Origin of the sequence: Rhizobium glycinendophyticum (assembly GCF_006443685.1) — a bacterium.
Taxonomy (GTDB): Bacteria; Pseudomonadota; Alphaproteobacteria; order Rhizobiales; family Rhizobiaceae; genus Allorhizobium; species Allorhizobium glycinendophyticum.
The window spans coordinates 1-13,968 of the sequence record NZ_VFYP01000010.1 but is presented as its reverse complement, the minus strand read 5'-3'; the positions used below and the strand labels follow the sequence as shown (position 1 = coordinate 13,968).

The window sequence follows — 13,968 nt, the reverse complement described above, 5'->3', positions numbered from 1 at the left end:
ATCCGCGCGCGGCTTTCCGGCGCTTCGCTTCCTCGATAACCTCACGCATTTCCGCGACGGCCTGCGCATGGGGGATCACTCGGCCGGCCGCTGCATCAGCCATGCCGCGCTTGATACCGTCGATGATTTCAAGCTCGCGATCGACATAGGCGGCGACGGCCTCGCCGGCGAGGAAGGATTTGCTTCGCTGCGTGTCGTTCGCGATCCGGTCGAGCTTTTCTTTCACATCGGGCCTAACCCGAATCGTCATGGTGGTGCTGGCGGTCATGGAATCGCCTCCGTGTGTTGAATTGTGTACACTCTAGCACGTTTTCCCGGCCGCCGCCATCGCCTTCTATCAAGGTAATACGTTTACACGTCAATACGTATTAACGTAAATAATTAAGCGCCGACCTTGCCCTTCACTCCCTCTCGAAAGCCATAGGACGCTGGTCGCAGGCGCGAGCGGTGCGGATTAGGTAGTGGGGGTGCCGTTTCCCGGCCCGCCTATACGCGGGCCGGAACCGCCGCAGGGCTGCGTAAGCAGCCCGAACAGCGGCGACCGCTTATGTTTTGCCTCTTAGATAAAGATCAGATGGGGATTCAGTCTGGTTATCGGACTCACGTTTCATGAAGTTTTTCGCCATGCGCACAAGGGCCTGTCCTAGCGGGCTATCGCCGGCGTCGATCTGCGTTCGCTCATCGAGGGGCAGGGTGGTCTTGTAGGCGTCGATTGCCTCGCTCCAAGCCCGCTGATCCTGTCCATGATCGGCGGGCGGGGGTGGAGCCTTGCCGAACCGTCCAAGGAACTGCCGGGCCTTCTCCGGCAGGGACAGGCGATAGGCGTTGCTGGCCTGCTGCACCTGTGGGCCGCGCCCTTCGTTCCCGGTCGGCTCATAGCGCCGCAGCCAGTCAATGAAGCCATGCGCCCGCAGATTCTTCAGCGCCCGCACGATCGTATCGCGCGACCGGCCTAGCCGATCCATGATCGTGGTGATTGACGGCTCAAGCCGGCCGGTGCGGAAGTCGATGAGATTGACGAACAGCCGCAGCACGTCCAGCGCCACCGATCCTAGCGGCCCGCTGCGCTCGCCCTTCTCGTGCAAGCCGGCCTCGTTGTAGATTTCGGCCGCCTTCAAGATCGCCTGCACGTCCTTGCGCGTCGTCGGCCGCCATATGCGGCCCTCCGATCGTCCCCGGATATGGCTATGCCGGCGAACTGGTGTCGGGCAGCGTGGGGCAGGGGGCGGAAAGATCAACCCTAGCGCGGTCTGTCCCGATCCCCGCAGGGCGGCCCGGCGCTCATGGGCGAGCGTCGTAAGCTCGCCGGCCTCGTCGTCGGTGAGCTGGCCCGCGCCGTATCGAGTCCAAACCTCCCGCATGATTTCATCAAGCGCGTTCCCGCGCGCGCAGCCGATCGCGGCCGCGTAGTGCGTCCTCAACATATGCCCTCGTCCTTCCTTTTGAAGGACATGACAGCGCGGACGGCAGGCACAGCTTTCCCCGTTTCCGCAAGAATCAATCTTGCGAATTGGAGTGCTCTAGCGTAGATAAGGGGAGACTTTGATGGCCCCGGCTCTACGGTGTGTCTGACGGCCTATAAAACGCTCGACCGCGCCAACGGTCGGGCGTTTTGCCGTTATGTCCCTTGCTTCGCTTCGATATAGAACCTCAACGCTTCCTCGATGATCGGCGCGCGCCCTCGCAAGCCCGCGTCGTCCTTCAGGCGGTCAATCGCCGCGACCAGCTCGCCGGGCAGATCGGCCTGCACAAGAATCCGGCCCTCCGCGCGCCAACGGGCGCGCAGGTTTCGGACACTTTCCAGCTTAACTTGTTCTCGGGTGCGACTCGCCATGTCTACATGAAGAGACGAAATCGCCCGATTCTGCAACCCTTTGCGTAAGGGGGCGAGAAAGGCACTACTTCTAGGGCCGGGCGACTAAACGTAGTTGCGTCAATGCGTATCCACGTCAATGCGTTCTATGGCCCGGTAGAGGGTAGAGCGATGCACACCCAAGAGCCGGGCAACCTCGGCCGGCTTCTTGTCCTCGCTGATGAGCTGGCGGGCGTGTGCGATCTGCTCGGCCGACAGGGCAGGGGGGCGGCCGAACCGAACGCCCTTCGCCTTCGCCGCCGCGCGGCCGGCGCTCGTGCGCTCATGGATCAAGCTGCGCTCGAACTCGGCAACGCCGGCGAAGAAAGTCAGCACCATGCGCCCGGCCGGCGTCGTCGTGTCGGCCCACGGCTCGGCCAGCGAACGCAAGCCGGCCTCGGCGTGGCCGATCCGCTCAGCAATGTCGAGAAGATCGCGCGTCGATCGGGCGAGGCGATCAAGCCGCGTCACCGTCACCACGTTCCCGGGCTGCAAATGGTCCAGCATCTTCGCCAGCTCGCGGCGGCCGCGCTGCGCGCCGGATGCCTTTTCCTCGAACACGCGCTTGCAGCCGGCCGCTTTCAGCGCCGCGCGCTGCTGGTCGAGAGTCTGGCCGTCGGTCGAGACGCGGGCATATCCGATAAGCAAGGGCAGGGGCTTCCTCGTGGGCGACATGCCCGGAATCTACCTCGTGCAAACCGTCGCGGAAATCCCTATTATGCGACAAGAAAGCTGTCGCGGGTTTTGGAATTTTTGCGACAACGCAGCATCATCGAAATTGGTTGAACAATGAAGTCGCCTGAACTCCACATACTTGAGAGAATAGAAGCCCTCCGCGCCGAACTCGCACGTCCTGTTGTCGTGGCGCTTGACGGGGGAAGCGGCTCCGGTAAGTCAACGATTGCGGCAAGGTTGGCGAAGCTGACCGACATAGCCTTGGTTACGCTCGATGATTTCTATCAAACGCAGGTTCCCGAATCCGAGTGGCCTCACAAAACCGTGGCGGAGCGGTTGAATCGCGTTTTTGAGTGGGACCGCGTTCGCGAGGCAATAGAGCCTCTACGCAAGGGGGAACCTGCACAGTGGCGAGCTTTCGACTTCATGCAGGGACTAGGCCCGGATGGCACTTACAGCCTCAAGAACGAATTTACCGAAGTCGCGCCAGCGCCCACGATTCTGCTCGAAGGAGCTTATTCCGCATCTCCGTTCCTTCGGGATTTGATCGACCTCGCCGTGATCGTGGATGTGCCGACCAAAGTGCGGCATGAACGGACTGCTGCGCGCGAACAGGGCGCGGAGGGCTTTTTAGCCGCGTGGCACGCTGTTTGGGACGATGTTGAAAGCTACTATTTCGAGCGCGTCTGCCCGCCAAGGTCTTTTGATCTGGTGATCCAGAATTAAATTCCTTCGCGCCCCTTATGTCGCGCAAATCCTGAAACCTGCACCACGTCCGCAGCGGCGCGGAATCCGGGCCGCGACGTGTCGCGAAAGTCAGTCGCACAAGTTTGACTTTCGCACCTGATTTTTGCGACAGATTTTTCCCTGCAAAATCAGCGCCGGCGATTTTGTCGCAAAAATCAGGAATTTCGCGACAAATTGATCGCGCCCCGGAATGCGAAGCCCCGCTGTCGGCCATTGTCTGAAGTTCCTCACGGGCAGGCGCTTGATACTTTACTAACTTGTCTGTAAAGTTTGGCTACTCTCACTGAATGGTGCTATCATGCCTGCCGCCCACTCGAACCGCTGGGTTCTTCTGGTGACCGTCGCCGCCGGTCTCCTGCTTATCGTTCTGGACAATTCGGTCCTCTACACGGCCCTGCCTACCCTGACGCGCGAGCTTGGCGCGACGGCAACGCAAGGGTTGTGGATCATCAACGCATACCCCCTCGTCATGGCCGGCCTGCTGCTCGGCACCGGGACGCTGGGTGACAGGATCGGTCACCGGCGCATGTTCCTCATCGGCCTCGTGCTGTTCGGTGTCGCGTCGATTGTGGCGGCCTATTCGCCTACAGCGGAAATCCTGATCGGGGCGCGGGCCTTTCTGGCGGTCGGCGCGGCGGCGATGATGCCCGCGACACTCGCCCTCATCCGCGTCACCTTCGAGGATGACCGGGAACGCAACATCGCCATTGCGATCTGGGGGTCGTTGTCGGTCGTCGGCGCTGCGCTCGGACCGATCATCGGCGGTTTTCTGCTCGGCCATTTCTGGTGGGGGTCGGTGTTCCTCATCAATGTGCCGGTAGTGGTCGCTGCCTTCATTTCGGCGCTGATCGTTGCGCCGAAGGTGGCCGGCGATGCGACCAAGCCTTGGGACGTGGTGTCGTCGTTTCAGGCATTGGTGGCGCTGTCGGCTTTTGTGATCGCGATCAAGGAATCTGCCCATGCCGGGCAGTCGTGGGCCGTCCCCGCTATTTCGCTGCTGGTTGCCATCCTCGCCGGAGCGCTGTTCGTCCGCCGGCAACTGCGCCTGCCGTTCCCGCTGCTCGACTTCTCGATCTTCCGCAATGCCGCGTTCACATCGGGCGTTCTAGCGGCCGCGTTCTCCCTGTTCGCCATCGGCGGTGTTGAGCTTGCTACGACGCAACGCTTCCAGCTCGTTGCGGGCTTCACGCCGCTGGAAGCCGGGATGCTGGTTTCGGCGGCGGCGCTCGGATCATTGCCGACTGCGCTGCTCGGTGGTGCATTCCTGCATCGTATTGGCCTACGTATCCTTATAGCTGGCGGGCTTGCGGCGGGATCGCTGGCGGTCCTGCTTGCGACATGGGGCATCACTCATGGCCTTGGCTGGCTGATCGCCGGTCTGGCGCTGACCGGTGCCGGCGTAGGTGCAACAATGTCGGTGGCATCAACGGCTATTGTGGGCAATGTGCCTGTGCATCGCGCCGGCATGGCGTCGTCGGTCGAGGAAGTGTCCTACGAGTTTGGCAGTCTGTTCGCTGTCACAATTCTCGGAAGTCTTTTGGCCTACCTCTATACGGTCAACGTCGTGTTCCCCGCCGGAACCTCGGAAGCGGCCCGCGACAGCATGGCGTCGGCGCTGGTCTTTGCCAACGAGGCGGGGGCCGATGGTGTTGTCGTGCGTCAAGCGGCAGGAATCGCATTCGACCACGCCTATACGGTCGTCATGTACGTGGCGGCGGGTGTTCTGGCCGTGGGTGCCCTGATCACCGGCATCCTGTTGCGGCGCTACGGTCCCGGCTCGCAATCGTCAGCCTATCCCACACAACACTAAGGAAGCCGACATGGCGAGAGCCAGCAAGCGCCTCGAAGTGCTTGAAGCCATTGTGAGCATCATCGAGCGTGACGGCCTCACCGCCGTCACCCTCGACGCCGTAGCGCTCGAAACCGGCATGACACGCGCCGGCCTTCTGTATCATTTCCCGTCGCGCGAAGCCCTGATCCTCGCCACCCATGAGCATCTGACTCGCTCATGGGAACAGGAGCTGGAAGCGAGCGCCGGCAACACCTCGGACAGGGCGACAGACGCCGAACGACACGCCGCCTACATCAACACCTGCGCAAGAGCTGCCCGGCGGGTCGAACTGCTGCTCATGCTGGAAAGCTTCGACAATCGGCAGCTTGGCGATCTGTGGCAACAGGTCATCGACCGCTGGGCACCTCCTGCGCCGATTGGAAACGACGCTGCCGAGTTGGACAGGTTCATTTCGCGCCTTGCCGCCGATGGGCTGTGGATTCACGAGGCGCTGTCGTCGCGCCCGCTCCCCGAGCAACTGCGCAAGCGTATCGCGGCGCGCCTCGTCGCGATGGCCGCCGGACCTGTTGAGGCGGAAGAAAACCTCCCGAAATAACTGGTGTCCCCCCACAACCCTACTGCGCCGGTGCTGCCGGCGCTTTCACGGTGATGGTGCATTGCTGATCTGAACCGGCCGTGCGCGCGGCCTCGGCGCATTGCCCGATCGCCTCGGCATTGTCGCGCACGAGCTGCGAGGAATCGGCCACGCCGCGCCAGCTTCGGGGATCGGCCACCCGCATCATGGTGACGCCGGCGTTCCATCGGTCCTGACCTATGACGGTCGCCGCAACATGGGTGTCGGCCGAGAAGGGCAGGAAACGCGGCAACAGCAAAATCAGGAATATGCCGACGAACAGCCCGACAAGGCCGGCCATCCATATGCGGAAATCCTGACTTTTCCGGTCGTAGGCGCTTTTCGTATGAGCGGCGAGGTTCCGGCCGGCGCGCTCGAGGTCGGACGCCTGCCGCTCGAGCTGCTGCGCGGCGGTGCGTATCAGGGCCTCGCCGCTGCGCTCGAGGAGCGCCGCATAGTGTGTCGCACCCTGCCGGAGAATAGGCGATTGCTCTACGCCGTGCAGCCGCTCCGCAACATTGTCGAGCGCCTGCACGAGCTGGGCGAGCTGGGGCTTGTAGTCCTGCGCCGGCTCGATCTTTTCGAGCTGGTCGAAAGCCGCTTCCAGCCCGCGCCGCATCACGGTCATTTCCGCGCCGATCTGCGCGCCCTGCGTCTCGATCGTGCGCCGGAGCGCGTCGAACGCGGCGGCCGGGTCGCCGGCGTCCTCGTCCAGTGCTTCCGGCTCGATTCCTTCCCTGTCGTCGTCCAGCTCCGCCATATTCTCCGTGCCTACCTTCCCAAACCGATGCCCCGGCTAAGTTGCCGGCTGCGTGACATTTCCTCTTGCAGCTCGTGGGCGATGCTCTGCCCCCGGCGCTGCTGCTGCCCGATTCCGAGTTCCTGACGGCGATTGCGCAGGATGGAATCTACCTGCGGGTCACGCTCAAGGCTCTTGGTCATGCCGTTCATCTGGCTTTCGACCTTGGCGCGGGCATCGTCGTGCTGCCAGCCGCGAAGCTCCCGGCGCTGGCCCTGTAGCTCCTGCCAGCGTTCAACGAACCGCTCGGCCCTGATATTCGGGTCTTGCAGCGCCGCGTTTTCGCGCTTCATCCCGTCGATAACCTGCGCGACACGCTCCCGGCCGGAAAGCTCGGTCATGGCGCGCACCGTCGCCGGGTCGTTTTGCAACGTCGAGCGCAGCAAATCTTTCATGCCGCCCTGCACCTGGTCGAGCTGCCGGCCGGCATCGCCTATTTCCTGCCGCTGCATGTCGAGGACCGGCAAGCCCTCGCGCCGGTGCTGGTCGATCGACTGATAGGCCCGCGAATAGCGGTCAACGGCGGCCTCAAGCGGCGACTGCCCCCGCGCCCGCTCGGCCAGCCGGTCGGGCGCAGGCGCCTGCCGCAAGCTCCCTTCCCTTTCCGGCCGCTCTGTGCGCTCCTGTGAGGGGGCAGGACGCGCATTGAGCTTGAGGCCGGCGAACATACCGCGCCGCTGCTTCTCGGCCTGCTGCGGCCGTTTCTGGTCGATCTGCGGGCCGTCCGCGCCGGCGCGGTCTGGCTCGCGGCTCTCGGGCGCGGCGCGGCGGCCGAGTTTCAGGCCCTCGAACGGCCGTTGGCGCTGCTGTCGATCGCCGGCGAGATCCTCGCGCGGATCTGCACGAAGATCCTGCGCGAGATCCGCGCGAACTTTTTGCGAGGATCTCCGATCAAGGGCATGATCCCCGGCCGTCGACTCCCGTTCCGCACGTAGCCCGGTGCGCTCGGCCGGAATCTCGATCTCGCTGCGGACGCCCATTTGCTCCGCGATCCCGCGCCGCTCGGCAAAGTCGCGGGTATAGTCGAGCGTCGTTTCCTTCACGCCCGACCGCGACAGGCGGCGCTCTAGCTGGCTATAGGCCAGCTCGCCGGCGTCCTGAACCTTCCATGTGTTGCGGTGCGTCTGCGTCCCATCCGGCAAGGTGACGGGGGTGGAACCCTCATGCTGTAGGCCGATCTTCTCCCCGATCTCGGGCGCGGCCTCCTTCATGGCGCGCTCAAGATCGACGCCCCATAGGGTGCGCTGCTCGCCCTTGTCGTTTTCCAGCGTCACGAAATAGCTGTCGGACTTCTGCGGGTCATGCTCATAGGGCGCGGCCCCATGCTCGACCAGCCGGCCGGCATTGGTGAACTCGTCCTGTGCCGCGTAGAGCTGCACCCCGTCACGATGCCGGGTCATGGCGACATAGGTTAGATGCCGGTCCATCGTCCCCGACGCCATCACATAGGCGCGGTCCACCGTCGCCCCCTGATTTTTGTGAATCGTCGTCGCATAGCCGTGGTCGATCGCCTGATAATCGCCCATCGGCACGGAAACACTATCGCCGCCCCGGCCGTCGAGCGTGGCAATGATGCGGCCCGGCTCGACATGATCGACCGTGCCTAGCATCCCGTTTTTCACGCCAAGGTCGCGGTTGTTCTCCAAGAACACGATGCGGTCGCCGGGCGCGAACTCCCGCTTGCCGTCATTGGTCTGGAAGGTCAGCGCGCCGGCGTCCTCGCCCTGCGCCAGCTCGCCCCGGTCCTGTAGCTCGGCCCGGATCGCGTCGTTGATGGCGCGAACATCGGCCCGGCGATGCGCCATCGCTACGCGGGTGCCGTCCGGGCGCTCGTCGCGATCGGCAAGGTAGTCGCGCACGATCTGGCCCCGCGCGTCCTCGCCGGTTTCGGCAAAGCTGATATTGCCGCGATCCCGATAGGCCGCCAGCCCCTCGGCCGTCCGGTGCGTGGCGAAGTCAACCGACGCCTCCCGCTGCCAGTCCACGCGCTGCCGGCGAATCTCGGACAGCTCGGCATGGCCGATTTCCTCCGTGATCGCCCTAAACGGTGCGCCCGCCCCGATCGCCTGCAACTGCTCATGGTCGCCTACAAGGACGATCTTCGCCCCGCGCGCCTCGGCCTCGCCAACGAAGCGGGCGAGCTGGCGGCTCCCGACCATGCCCGCCTCGTCGATCACGAACACGTCGCCGCGGCCGAGTGTGCCGCGGTCGTTCTCCCAACCGCGGGACCATGACGCGAGGGTGCGGCTCTGGATGCCGGAAGATTCCTCCAAGCCCTCGGCCGCCTTGCCCGACAGCGCCGCGCCGTGGACCTGATAGCCCTCGGCCTCCCACGCCTCGCGCGCGGCCGCGAGCATGGTGGACTTGCCAGCGCCGGCATAACCGACAACGGCCGCGATCCTCTCCGGCCCGGTGATATGCTCGATCGCCCGGCGCTGCTCGTCCGACAGCCGGGCGGAAGCATCGCCGGCGCTGCGCTGAATGGCGGCGTCCTGCCGATCTATCGCCCGCTCGACATGCCGGCGATCGACGCCATGACCATGCGCGCCGTGCATCCGCTGCGCGCTCTCGATCATGCCGGATTCGATCTCGACCATTTCCCGCGTCGAATACCGCGCAAGCTCGATCTCGCCCGTTGCCGGGTCCGCGCGCTCGGGCTGCAACTCGACCAGCGCCGGCGAGGCCATCACCTTCGCAAAGGCGCTCTGGAACTCCTGCGGGTCGTCGTTGATGTAGCGATGCAGCGCCCGCGCAACGTCGTGCCGGTCGAACACGCTCTTTTCGCCGGTGATGAGGGTTAGAACCTGCTCGGGCTTCTCTCGGATCAGCTCGGCATTGCGCCGGGCCGCTTCCTCGTCCAGCCGCGACCGCGACACGTCGAGGCCGCGCCGCTCCATCTGCGTGGCATGGACGCCCATATGCTCGGTCGGCGCGATCTCTAGCCCGCGCTCCATGTGCGAACGATGGTCAATGCGAATATCTAGCCCGGCCATCGCAAGGCGCTCGTTGGCGATCCCCTCCCACCTCTGGCGAAGGTCGCGGAGCTGCATATCGGTCGTCGGCAGGTCGTGCGCCAACAGCCATTTGTTTTCGCGCTCAAGATAGGTCTTGTCGCCTAACCCGCCCTCCGTCACCTGCCGCGTGGTCATAAGCAAATGGGCATGGTGATTGCGAACGTCGCTCGCCTCGTGCGGCGCATGAATGGCGAAGTCCACGGCCGCGCCGTAGCGGTCGGCCAGCTCCTGCGCCATCTCCCGCGCCGCCTCTAGCCGCTGCTCGGCCGAAAGCTCATGCGGCAAGGCAATCTCGAACTCCCGCGCAACGCGAGCGTCCTTCCGCTTCTCGGCAAATTCGGCGGCGTTCCACAAGTCCGACCGATCCCGCGCCCAATCGGCGTTCACGCCTTCCGGCAAGACGATCTCGGCATGTTCAACACCCTGCTTGGCCGTGTAGTCGTGCGTGATCCCGTCGCGCTCGTTGGTCAGCTTCTCCCCGGCACGATAAGCCATTGAGGCGACGGCGCTACGGCCACCCGCCCGCGAAACTGGCTTCATGCTGAAATGGTAGATTGCCAACCCGTTGCCTCGATCCCGTTTCCGCCTTTCCCGCCAGCCTCCAAGCTGGCGGCGCGCTGAGTTACGCAGTAACTCGTAAGTGCGCCCTTCTCAACTCAATCGCTACGCTCTTTCGCTGATCGGTGTGGCGCTCGCGGCAAGGTCGATGCAATGAACTGAGGCCGGAATTGTGCTGCAAAACCGCTGAAAACTCAAGCGCAACAGGCAAACGCTGGAAAAGACGGTCGGGAATGATAGTCTAGGCGAACAACCGGAAAAGGAGATTTGAGGAATGGCGCGCAAAACGATCGAACAACGCTTGGCCGAACTGGATGCGCAGCGCGCCACGCTCAAGGCCCGTCTGTCGAAGCAGGAACGCGCCAACGACACGCGCCGCAAGGTGCTGCTCGGCGCGCTCGTCCTGCATCGCCTCGAACACGGCAAGGATGAAGAATTTTCCCGGCGCTTGGGCGAATGGCTCAAGCGTGAGCTGCCCGACTTCCTGACGCGCCCCGGTGACAAGGAACTGTTTGCCGACCTGATCGACAACGCGCCGGCCGGGGAGACGACAGGCAGCGCCGGGGGGACGGCCGCATGAGTCAGGCGAGACTTGCATGGGGTGCGTTCAAGAACATGGTGCGGCAGGCCGCGCGTGATCCGCTATGGGCGTTCGTCGCTCTGCTCGCCGCACCTTTCCGCATCTGGAAACCGCTTCTCGGGCTTCTGTTCCTCCTTGTTATCGTCCTGTTCGTCGTCGGCTTCGGCGGCCGCTTCGCTCTCGAACAAATCGGCTTTCGCGTCGGCTCGGTTCCGGTTCTCCTGCTCGATCTCGTCACGCTGCTGGTGCTGCTGGCGCTCGCCTTCCGCTTCCTCACCAATCCGCTGATTATCCATTTCGGGGATATGGACGGCGAAACCCACGGCTCGGCCCGCTTCGCCACCGACAAGGAAACCGCCGCCCTCGCCCGCGCCGATTCCGGCCTGCTGATCGGCCGCGACGGCAAGACCGGAAAGCTCCTGCGCTATGACGGCCCGGCCCATCTGCTGACGATGGCACCGACGCGCACCGGCAAAGGGGTGGGAACCATCATCCCCAACCTGCTCACCGCCGACCGCTCCGTGATCTGCATCGACCCCAAGGGCGAAAATGCCAAGATCGCCGGCCGCGCCCGCCAGCAATTCGGCCCGGTCCATGTCCTCGACCCCTTCGGCGTCACCGGCCAGCCCTCGGCCGCCTTCAATCCCCTCGACCAGCTCGACCCGGCCGGCCTCGATGTCGCGGAAGATGCAAGCACCTTGGCCGACGCCCTCGTGTTCGATGAACCGGGCATGGCCGGCGAAGCGCATTGGAACGAGGAAGCCAAGGCGCTCATTGCCGGCCTGATCCTCCATATTGCCGCCAGCGCGCCGCGCGACAGGCGGAACCTCGCCACCCTGCGCGAATATCTCACCCTCGCCCCTGAAGCCTTCGCGGCGCTCCTGAAGGACATGCAGGCATCAACGGCCGCCTCCGGCCTGATCGCCCGCGCTGCAAACCGCCACCTCGGCAAATCCGACCGCGAGGCGGCCGGCGTCCTCTCGGCCGCGCAGCGCCATACCCATTTCCTCGACAGCCCGCGCATGGTCGCCGTCCTCGACCGATCCGATTTCGGCTTTGCCGATCTCAAGCGCCGCAACGTCTCGGTGTTCCTCGTCCTGCCGCCCGATCGGCTCGCCACCTATTCCCGCTGGCTGCGCCTGCTCGTCGCGCAAAGCCTCACCGACATGGCCCGCGATCCCGCCAAGCCGGCCGTGCCGGTCCTCTATCTGCTCGATGAGTTCGCCGCCCTCGGCCATCTGGCCCCCGTCGAGCGCGCAATGGGCCTCATGGCCGGCTACGGCGTCCAGCTCTGGCCGATCCTGCAAGACGTTCACCAGCTCCGCGCCACCTACGGGCAACGCGCCGGCACCTTCCTGTCAAATGCCGGCGTCCTACAGGTGTTCGGCGTCAACGATCACGACAGCGCCCGGCTTGTCTCCGATCTGCTCGGGCAGGAAACCGTTGTGTTCCAGACCATGAGCCGGGCGCTCGATTCCGATAAATCCGGCATCTCCTACGGCGAGCAACACACGGCCCGCCCGCTGCTGACCCCCGATGAGGTCCGCAACCTGCCGCAGCATGTCGAATTGCTGTTCCTCGCCGGGCAACGGCCGATCGTCGCCGGCAAGCTCGCCTATTATGCCGATGCAGAGTTCCGGGGGCTGTATGACGCTGCCTGACGTGACAAGAAGCGGACCCGGCGCATAGCGCCGGGACTTTGTTACGAACGGCCCTCCGGCTCTCTACGGCGCTATTGGGGAGCGCGTTCGCCTCCGGGCCGGCGCGGCTTGCGCCGCGATCCACCCGCCGACCTGGTGCAAGCTCTATTCAGGGAAACGCCACGGCCGCGACGATAGCCCCCCGGCCGGCCCGCTCTCATCATCTAGGGCCGTAGGGACGGCCGGGGGGCGGGCCACGCGCGCAAGCATTAGCGTATTTAGCTATTTACGTATCAACGTGCATAAGGCTCGATCGGCGGCAATCCGTGCTGTGCCAGAACCGCCGAAAGCCCGGCCTCGGCCATCGCCTGAATTGTCGTTCCCTCTGCATCCGCGAGCTGGCGAAGGCGCTGCCAGTCCGATCGCCGGACCTTGACCGTAAGCGCGACAGTCTCGCCCCCTCCCCTCTTTCGCCTCGGCGTCGGGATTTCCACGGCCGGGCGATCGTCCTCGATCGCTGCAAGGCTGGTGGCCTCCGCGCCGGCCTTCGGGCGGGTGAAGGCCGCGAGGCCGGTTGCTTTCTTTGCCATAGGTTTCGCTCCTTCAATACGCGCTTACGTATTTAGCTATTTACGTTCTAACGTGCCTTTAATCCACGCCCACAAAGCCCGGATTTCCTCCGCTGCTTTCCCTTCGGCCTCGAACTCCGTCACGGCGCTGCCAGTCGTGACGGCGCGGGCGAACGCGCGCCGGTCGGTAATCTCGCCGGGAACGATCGGCAGTCCGTAGGCTTCCAGCGCCGCGCGCGTCTCCCCGATCTCGGGCGCACGGAACGGGCAGGCAGACAGGACGAACGCGCCGCGCACTTTCGCGGCCGCCACGATCTCGACGGCGGCCGGGACCGCAGCGAGGTCAAACGCGGACGGTCTGACCGGAATCAAGACCAGCTCCGACCTTCGGGCGATCTGGCCGGCCGCCGGGGCGGCATGGGGCGGGGCGTCCACTACGGCCAAGGTCATGCCCTCGCCCTCGGCCGCCCTAAGCGCGGCGTCCAGCTCCCCGGCCTGCGCCGTGGCGACGATCGGCGTTCCGGCTTCCCGCGCGCTCGCCCATGCGGTCGCGCTCTCCTGTGGGTCCGCGTCGATGACGCAAACCCGTTCGCCGGTCGCCTCGGCCGCCACGGCGGTATGAACCGAAAGCGTGGTTTTTCCGCTCCCGCCCTTCTGGCTCAAAAACGCAATGACGTTCATGCGTCAATCCTTCTTTGCGTGAATACGTATTGAAGCATATAGCTAAGGACGTTACTACGTCTTTAAGCTAGTGCGGCCATTCCTCGGCCGGCCAGTCGCGCGACGTGTGGATGACGCGCACGATCACGACGCTTTCCCGGCCCCCCACGTCCCGCAGCTCATAGGCGATGATGTAGGGATGACGGGCGAGGGACTTTTCATAGGTTCCGCTCACCCGCCCCGGCCGGCCGGTCGCAAATTCGCCGAGCTTGTTCCCGGCGTCCTCGATCGCATCCACGACCCGTTCGGCGGCGAATGGGTTGTCCTCTGCGATATAGCGCAGGATTTCGAGGTTATCCCGCTGCGCCTCAATCGACCAGACAACCGGCCTCATCCGCGCGCGGCTTTCCGGCGCTTCGCTTCCTCGATAACCTCACGCATTTCCGCGACGGCCTGCGCATGGGGGATC

The 13,968-nt window shown here is 64.5% G+C and carries 14 protein-coding genes; 5 read left to right on the top strand and 9 right to left on the bottom strand.

Features of this window, described 5'->3' with window-relative positions:
* The 4 genes from FJQ55_RS23185 to FJQ55_RS23170 all read right to left on the bottom strand — a co-directional run.
* On the bottom strand, positions 1-268 hold a 268-nt coding region (locus FJQ55_RS23185), incomplete at its 3' end, for a CopG family ribbon-helix-helix protein (protein WP_006473479.1).
* A gap of 277 nt (positions 269-545) precedes the next feature.
* Positions 546-1,424 (bottom strand): helix-turn-helix domain-containing protein, encoded by an 879-nt coding sequence (locus FJQ55_RS23180; protein WP_020817827.1) that lies wholly within the window; start codon positions 1,422-1,424, stop codon positions 546-548.
* Positions 1,425-1,618: 194 nt separating this feature from the next.
* Positions 1,619-1,834 carry a ribbon-helix-helix protein, CopG family gene (locus FJQ55_RS23175; protein WP_020817828.1) on the bottom strand — a complete coding sequence of 72 codons (216 nt, stop codon included), beginning with the start codon at positions 1,832-1,834 and terminating at the stop codon, positions 1,619-1,621.
* Between the two features lie 99 nt (positions 1,835-1,933).
* A complete protein-coding gene (locus FJQ55_RS23170) occupies positions 1,934-2,500 on the bottom strand; it encodes a recombinase family protein (RefSeq protein ID WP_006473455.1) in 567 nt (188 codons plus the stop codon).
* A gap of 141 nt (positions 2,501-2,641) precedes the next feature.
* Between FJQ55_RS23170 and FJQ55_RS23165 the strand changes: the two genes are divergently transcribed.
* From FJQ55_RS23165 to FJQ55_RS23155, 3 genes are all read left to right on the top strand, one after another.
* Positions 2,642-3,253: a uridine kinase family protein gene (locus FJQ55_RS23165; RefSeq protein ID WP_020820347.1), complete on the top strand. Its 612-nt coding sequence runs from the start codon at positions 2,642-2,644 to the stop codon at positions 3,251-3,253.
* A gap of 355 nt (positions 3,254-3,608) precedes the next feature.
* Positions 3,609-5,084, top strand: coding sequence for an MFS transporter (locus tag FJQ55_RS23160; RefSeq protein WP_246041616.1), 1,476 nt, complete (start codon positions 3,609-3,611; stop codon positions 5,082-5,084).
* 10 nt (positions 5,085-5,094) lie between these two features.
* Positions 5,095-5,661: a TetR/AcrR family transcriptional regulator gene (locus FJQ55_RS23155; RefSeq protein ID WP_136600489.1), complete on the top strand. Its 567-nt coding sequence runs from the start codon at positions 5,095-5,097 to the stop codon at positions 5,659-5,661.
* A 19-nt stretch (positions 5,662-5,680) separates the two neighbouring features.
* Here FJQ55_RS23155 and FJQ55_RS23150 read toward each other — a convergent pair whose 3' ends face one another.
* Together FJQ55_RS23150 and traA are read right to left on the bottom strand one after the other, a co-directional pair.
* Positions 5,681-6,439: a DUF6118 family protein gene (locus tag FJQ55_RS23150; RefSeq protein ID WP_006473465.1), complete on the bottom strand. Its 759-nt coding sequence runs from the start codon at positions 6,437-6,439 to the stop codon at positions 5,681-5,683.
* Between the two features lie 11 nt (positions 6,440-6,450).
* Entirely contained in the window at positions 6,451-10,053 is a 3,603-nt protein-coding gene (gene traA / locus FJQ55_RS23145; protein ID WP_024269998.1) for a Ti-type conjugative transfer relaxase TraA, read from the bottom strand.
* 271 nt (positions 10,054-10,324) lie between these two features.
* Here traA and FJQ55_RS23140 point away from each other — a divergent pair, with 271 nt between their 5' ends.
* Together FJQ55_RS23140 and FJQ55_RS23135 are read left to right on the top strand one after the other, a co-directional pair.
* Entirely contained in the window at positions 10,325-10,630 is a 306-nt protein-coding gene (locus tag FJQ55_RS23140; protein WP_020821017.1) for a hypothetical protein, read from the top strand.
* Entirely contained in the window at positions 10,627-12,291 is a 1,665-nt protein-coding gene (locus tag FJQ55_RS23135) for a type IV secretory system conjugative DNA transfer family protein (protein WP_023512661.1), read from the top strand. Before FJQ55_RS23140 ends, FJQ55_RS23135 begins: the two co-directional genes overlap by 4 nt.
* Positions 12,292-12,563: 272 nt before the next feature.
* Here FJQ55_RS23135 and FJQ55_RS23130 read toward each other — a convergent pair whose 3' ends face one another.
* The 3 genes from FJQ55_RS23130 to FJQ55_RS23120 form a co-directional block, all read right to left on the bottom strand.
* Positions 12,564-12,860: a hypothetical protein gene (locus FJQ55_RS23130; RefSeq protein WP_006473490.1), complete on the bottom strand. Its 297-nt coding sequence runs from the start codon at positions 12,858-12,860 to the stop codon at positions 12,564-12,566.
* Between the two features lie 36 nt (positions 12,861-12,896).
* Positions 12,897-13,520: a ParA family partition ATPase gene (gene parA, locus FJQ55_RS23125; RefSeq protein WP_021316632.1), complete on the bottom strand. Its 624-nt coding sequence runs from the start codon at positions 13,518-13,520 to the stop codon at positions 12,897-12,899.
* A gap of 67 nt (positions 13,521-13,587) precedes the next feature.
* Positions 13,588-13,893, bottom strand: a complete 306-nt coding sequence (locus FJQ55_RS23120) for a type II toxin-antitoxin system RelE/ParE family toxin (protein ID WP_006473480.1) — start codon at positions 13,891-13,893, stop codon at positions 13,588-13,590.
* Positions 13,894-13,968: the final 75 nt, after the last annotated feature.

Bases quoted from the DNA above. Each gene is read 5' to 3' on its own strand.
- FJQ55_RS23165 (WP_020820347.1), top strand. From the start codon at position 2,642: ATGAAGTCGCCTGAACTCCACATACTTGAGAGAATAGAAGCCCTCCGC.
- FJQ55_RS23140 (WP_020821017.1), top strand. From the start codon at position 10,325: ATGGCGCGCAAAACGATCGAACAACGCTTGGCCGAACTGGATGCGCAG.
- FJQ55_RS23175 (WP_020817828.1), bottom strand. From the start codon at position 1,834: ATGGCGAGTCGCACCCGAGAACAAGTTAAGCTGGAAAGTGTCCGAAAC.
- FJQ55_RS23120 (WP_006473480.1), bottom strand. From the start codon at position 13,893: ATGAGGCCGGTTGTCTGGTCGATTGAGGCGCAGCGGGATAACCTCGAA.
- parA (WP_021316632.1), bottom strand. From the start codon at position 13,520: ATGAACGTCATTGCGTTTTTGAGCCAGAAGGGCGGGAGCGGAAAAACC.
- FJQ55_RS23135 (WP_023512661.1), top strand. From the start codon at position 10,627: ATGAGTCAGGCGAGACTTGCATGGGGTGCGTTCAAGAACATGGTGCGG.
- FJQ55_RS23150 (WP_006473465.1), bottom strand. From the start codon at position 6,439: ATGGCGGAGCTGGACGACGACAGGGAAGGAATCGAGCCGGAAGCACTG.
- FJQ55_RS23130 (WP_006473490.1), bottom strand. From the start codon at position 12,860: ATGGCAAAGAAAGCAACCGGCCTCGCGGCCTTCACCCGCCCGAAGGCC.
- FJQ55_RS23155 (WP_136600489.1), top strand. From the start codon at position 5,095: ATGGCGAGAGCCAGCAAGCGCCTCGAAGTGCTTGAAGCCATTGTGAGC.
- FJQ55_RS23180 (WP_020817827.1), bottom strand. From the start codon at position 1,424: ATGTTGAGGACGCACTACGCGGCCGCGATCGGCTGCGCGCGCGGGAAC.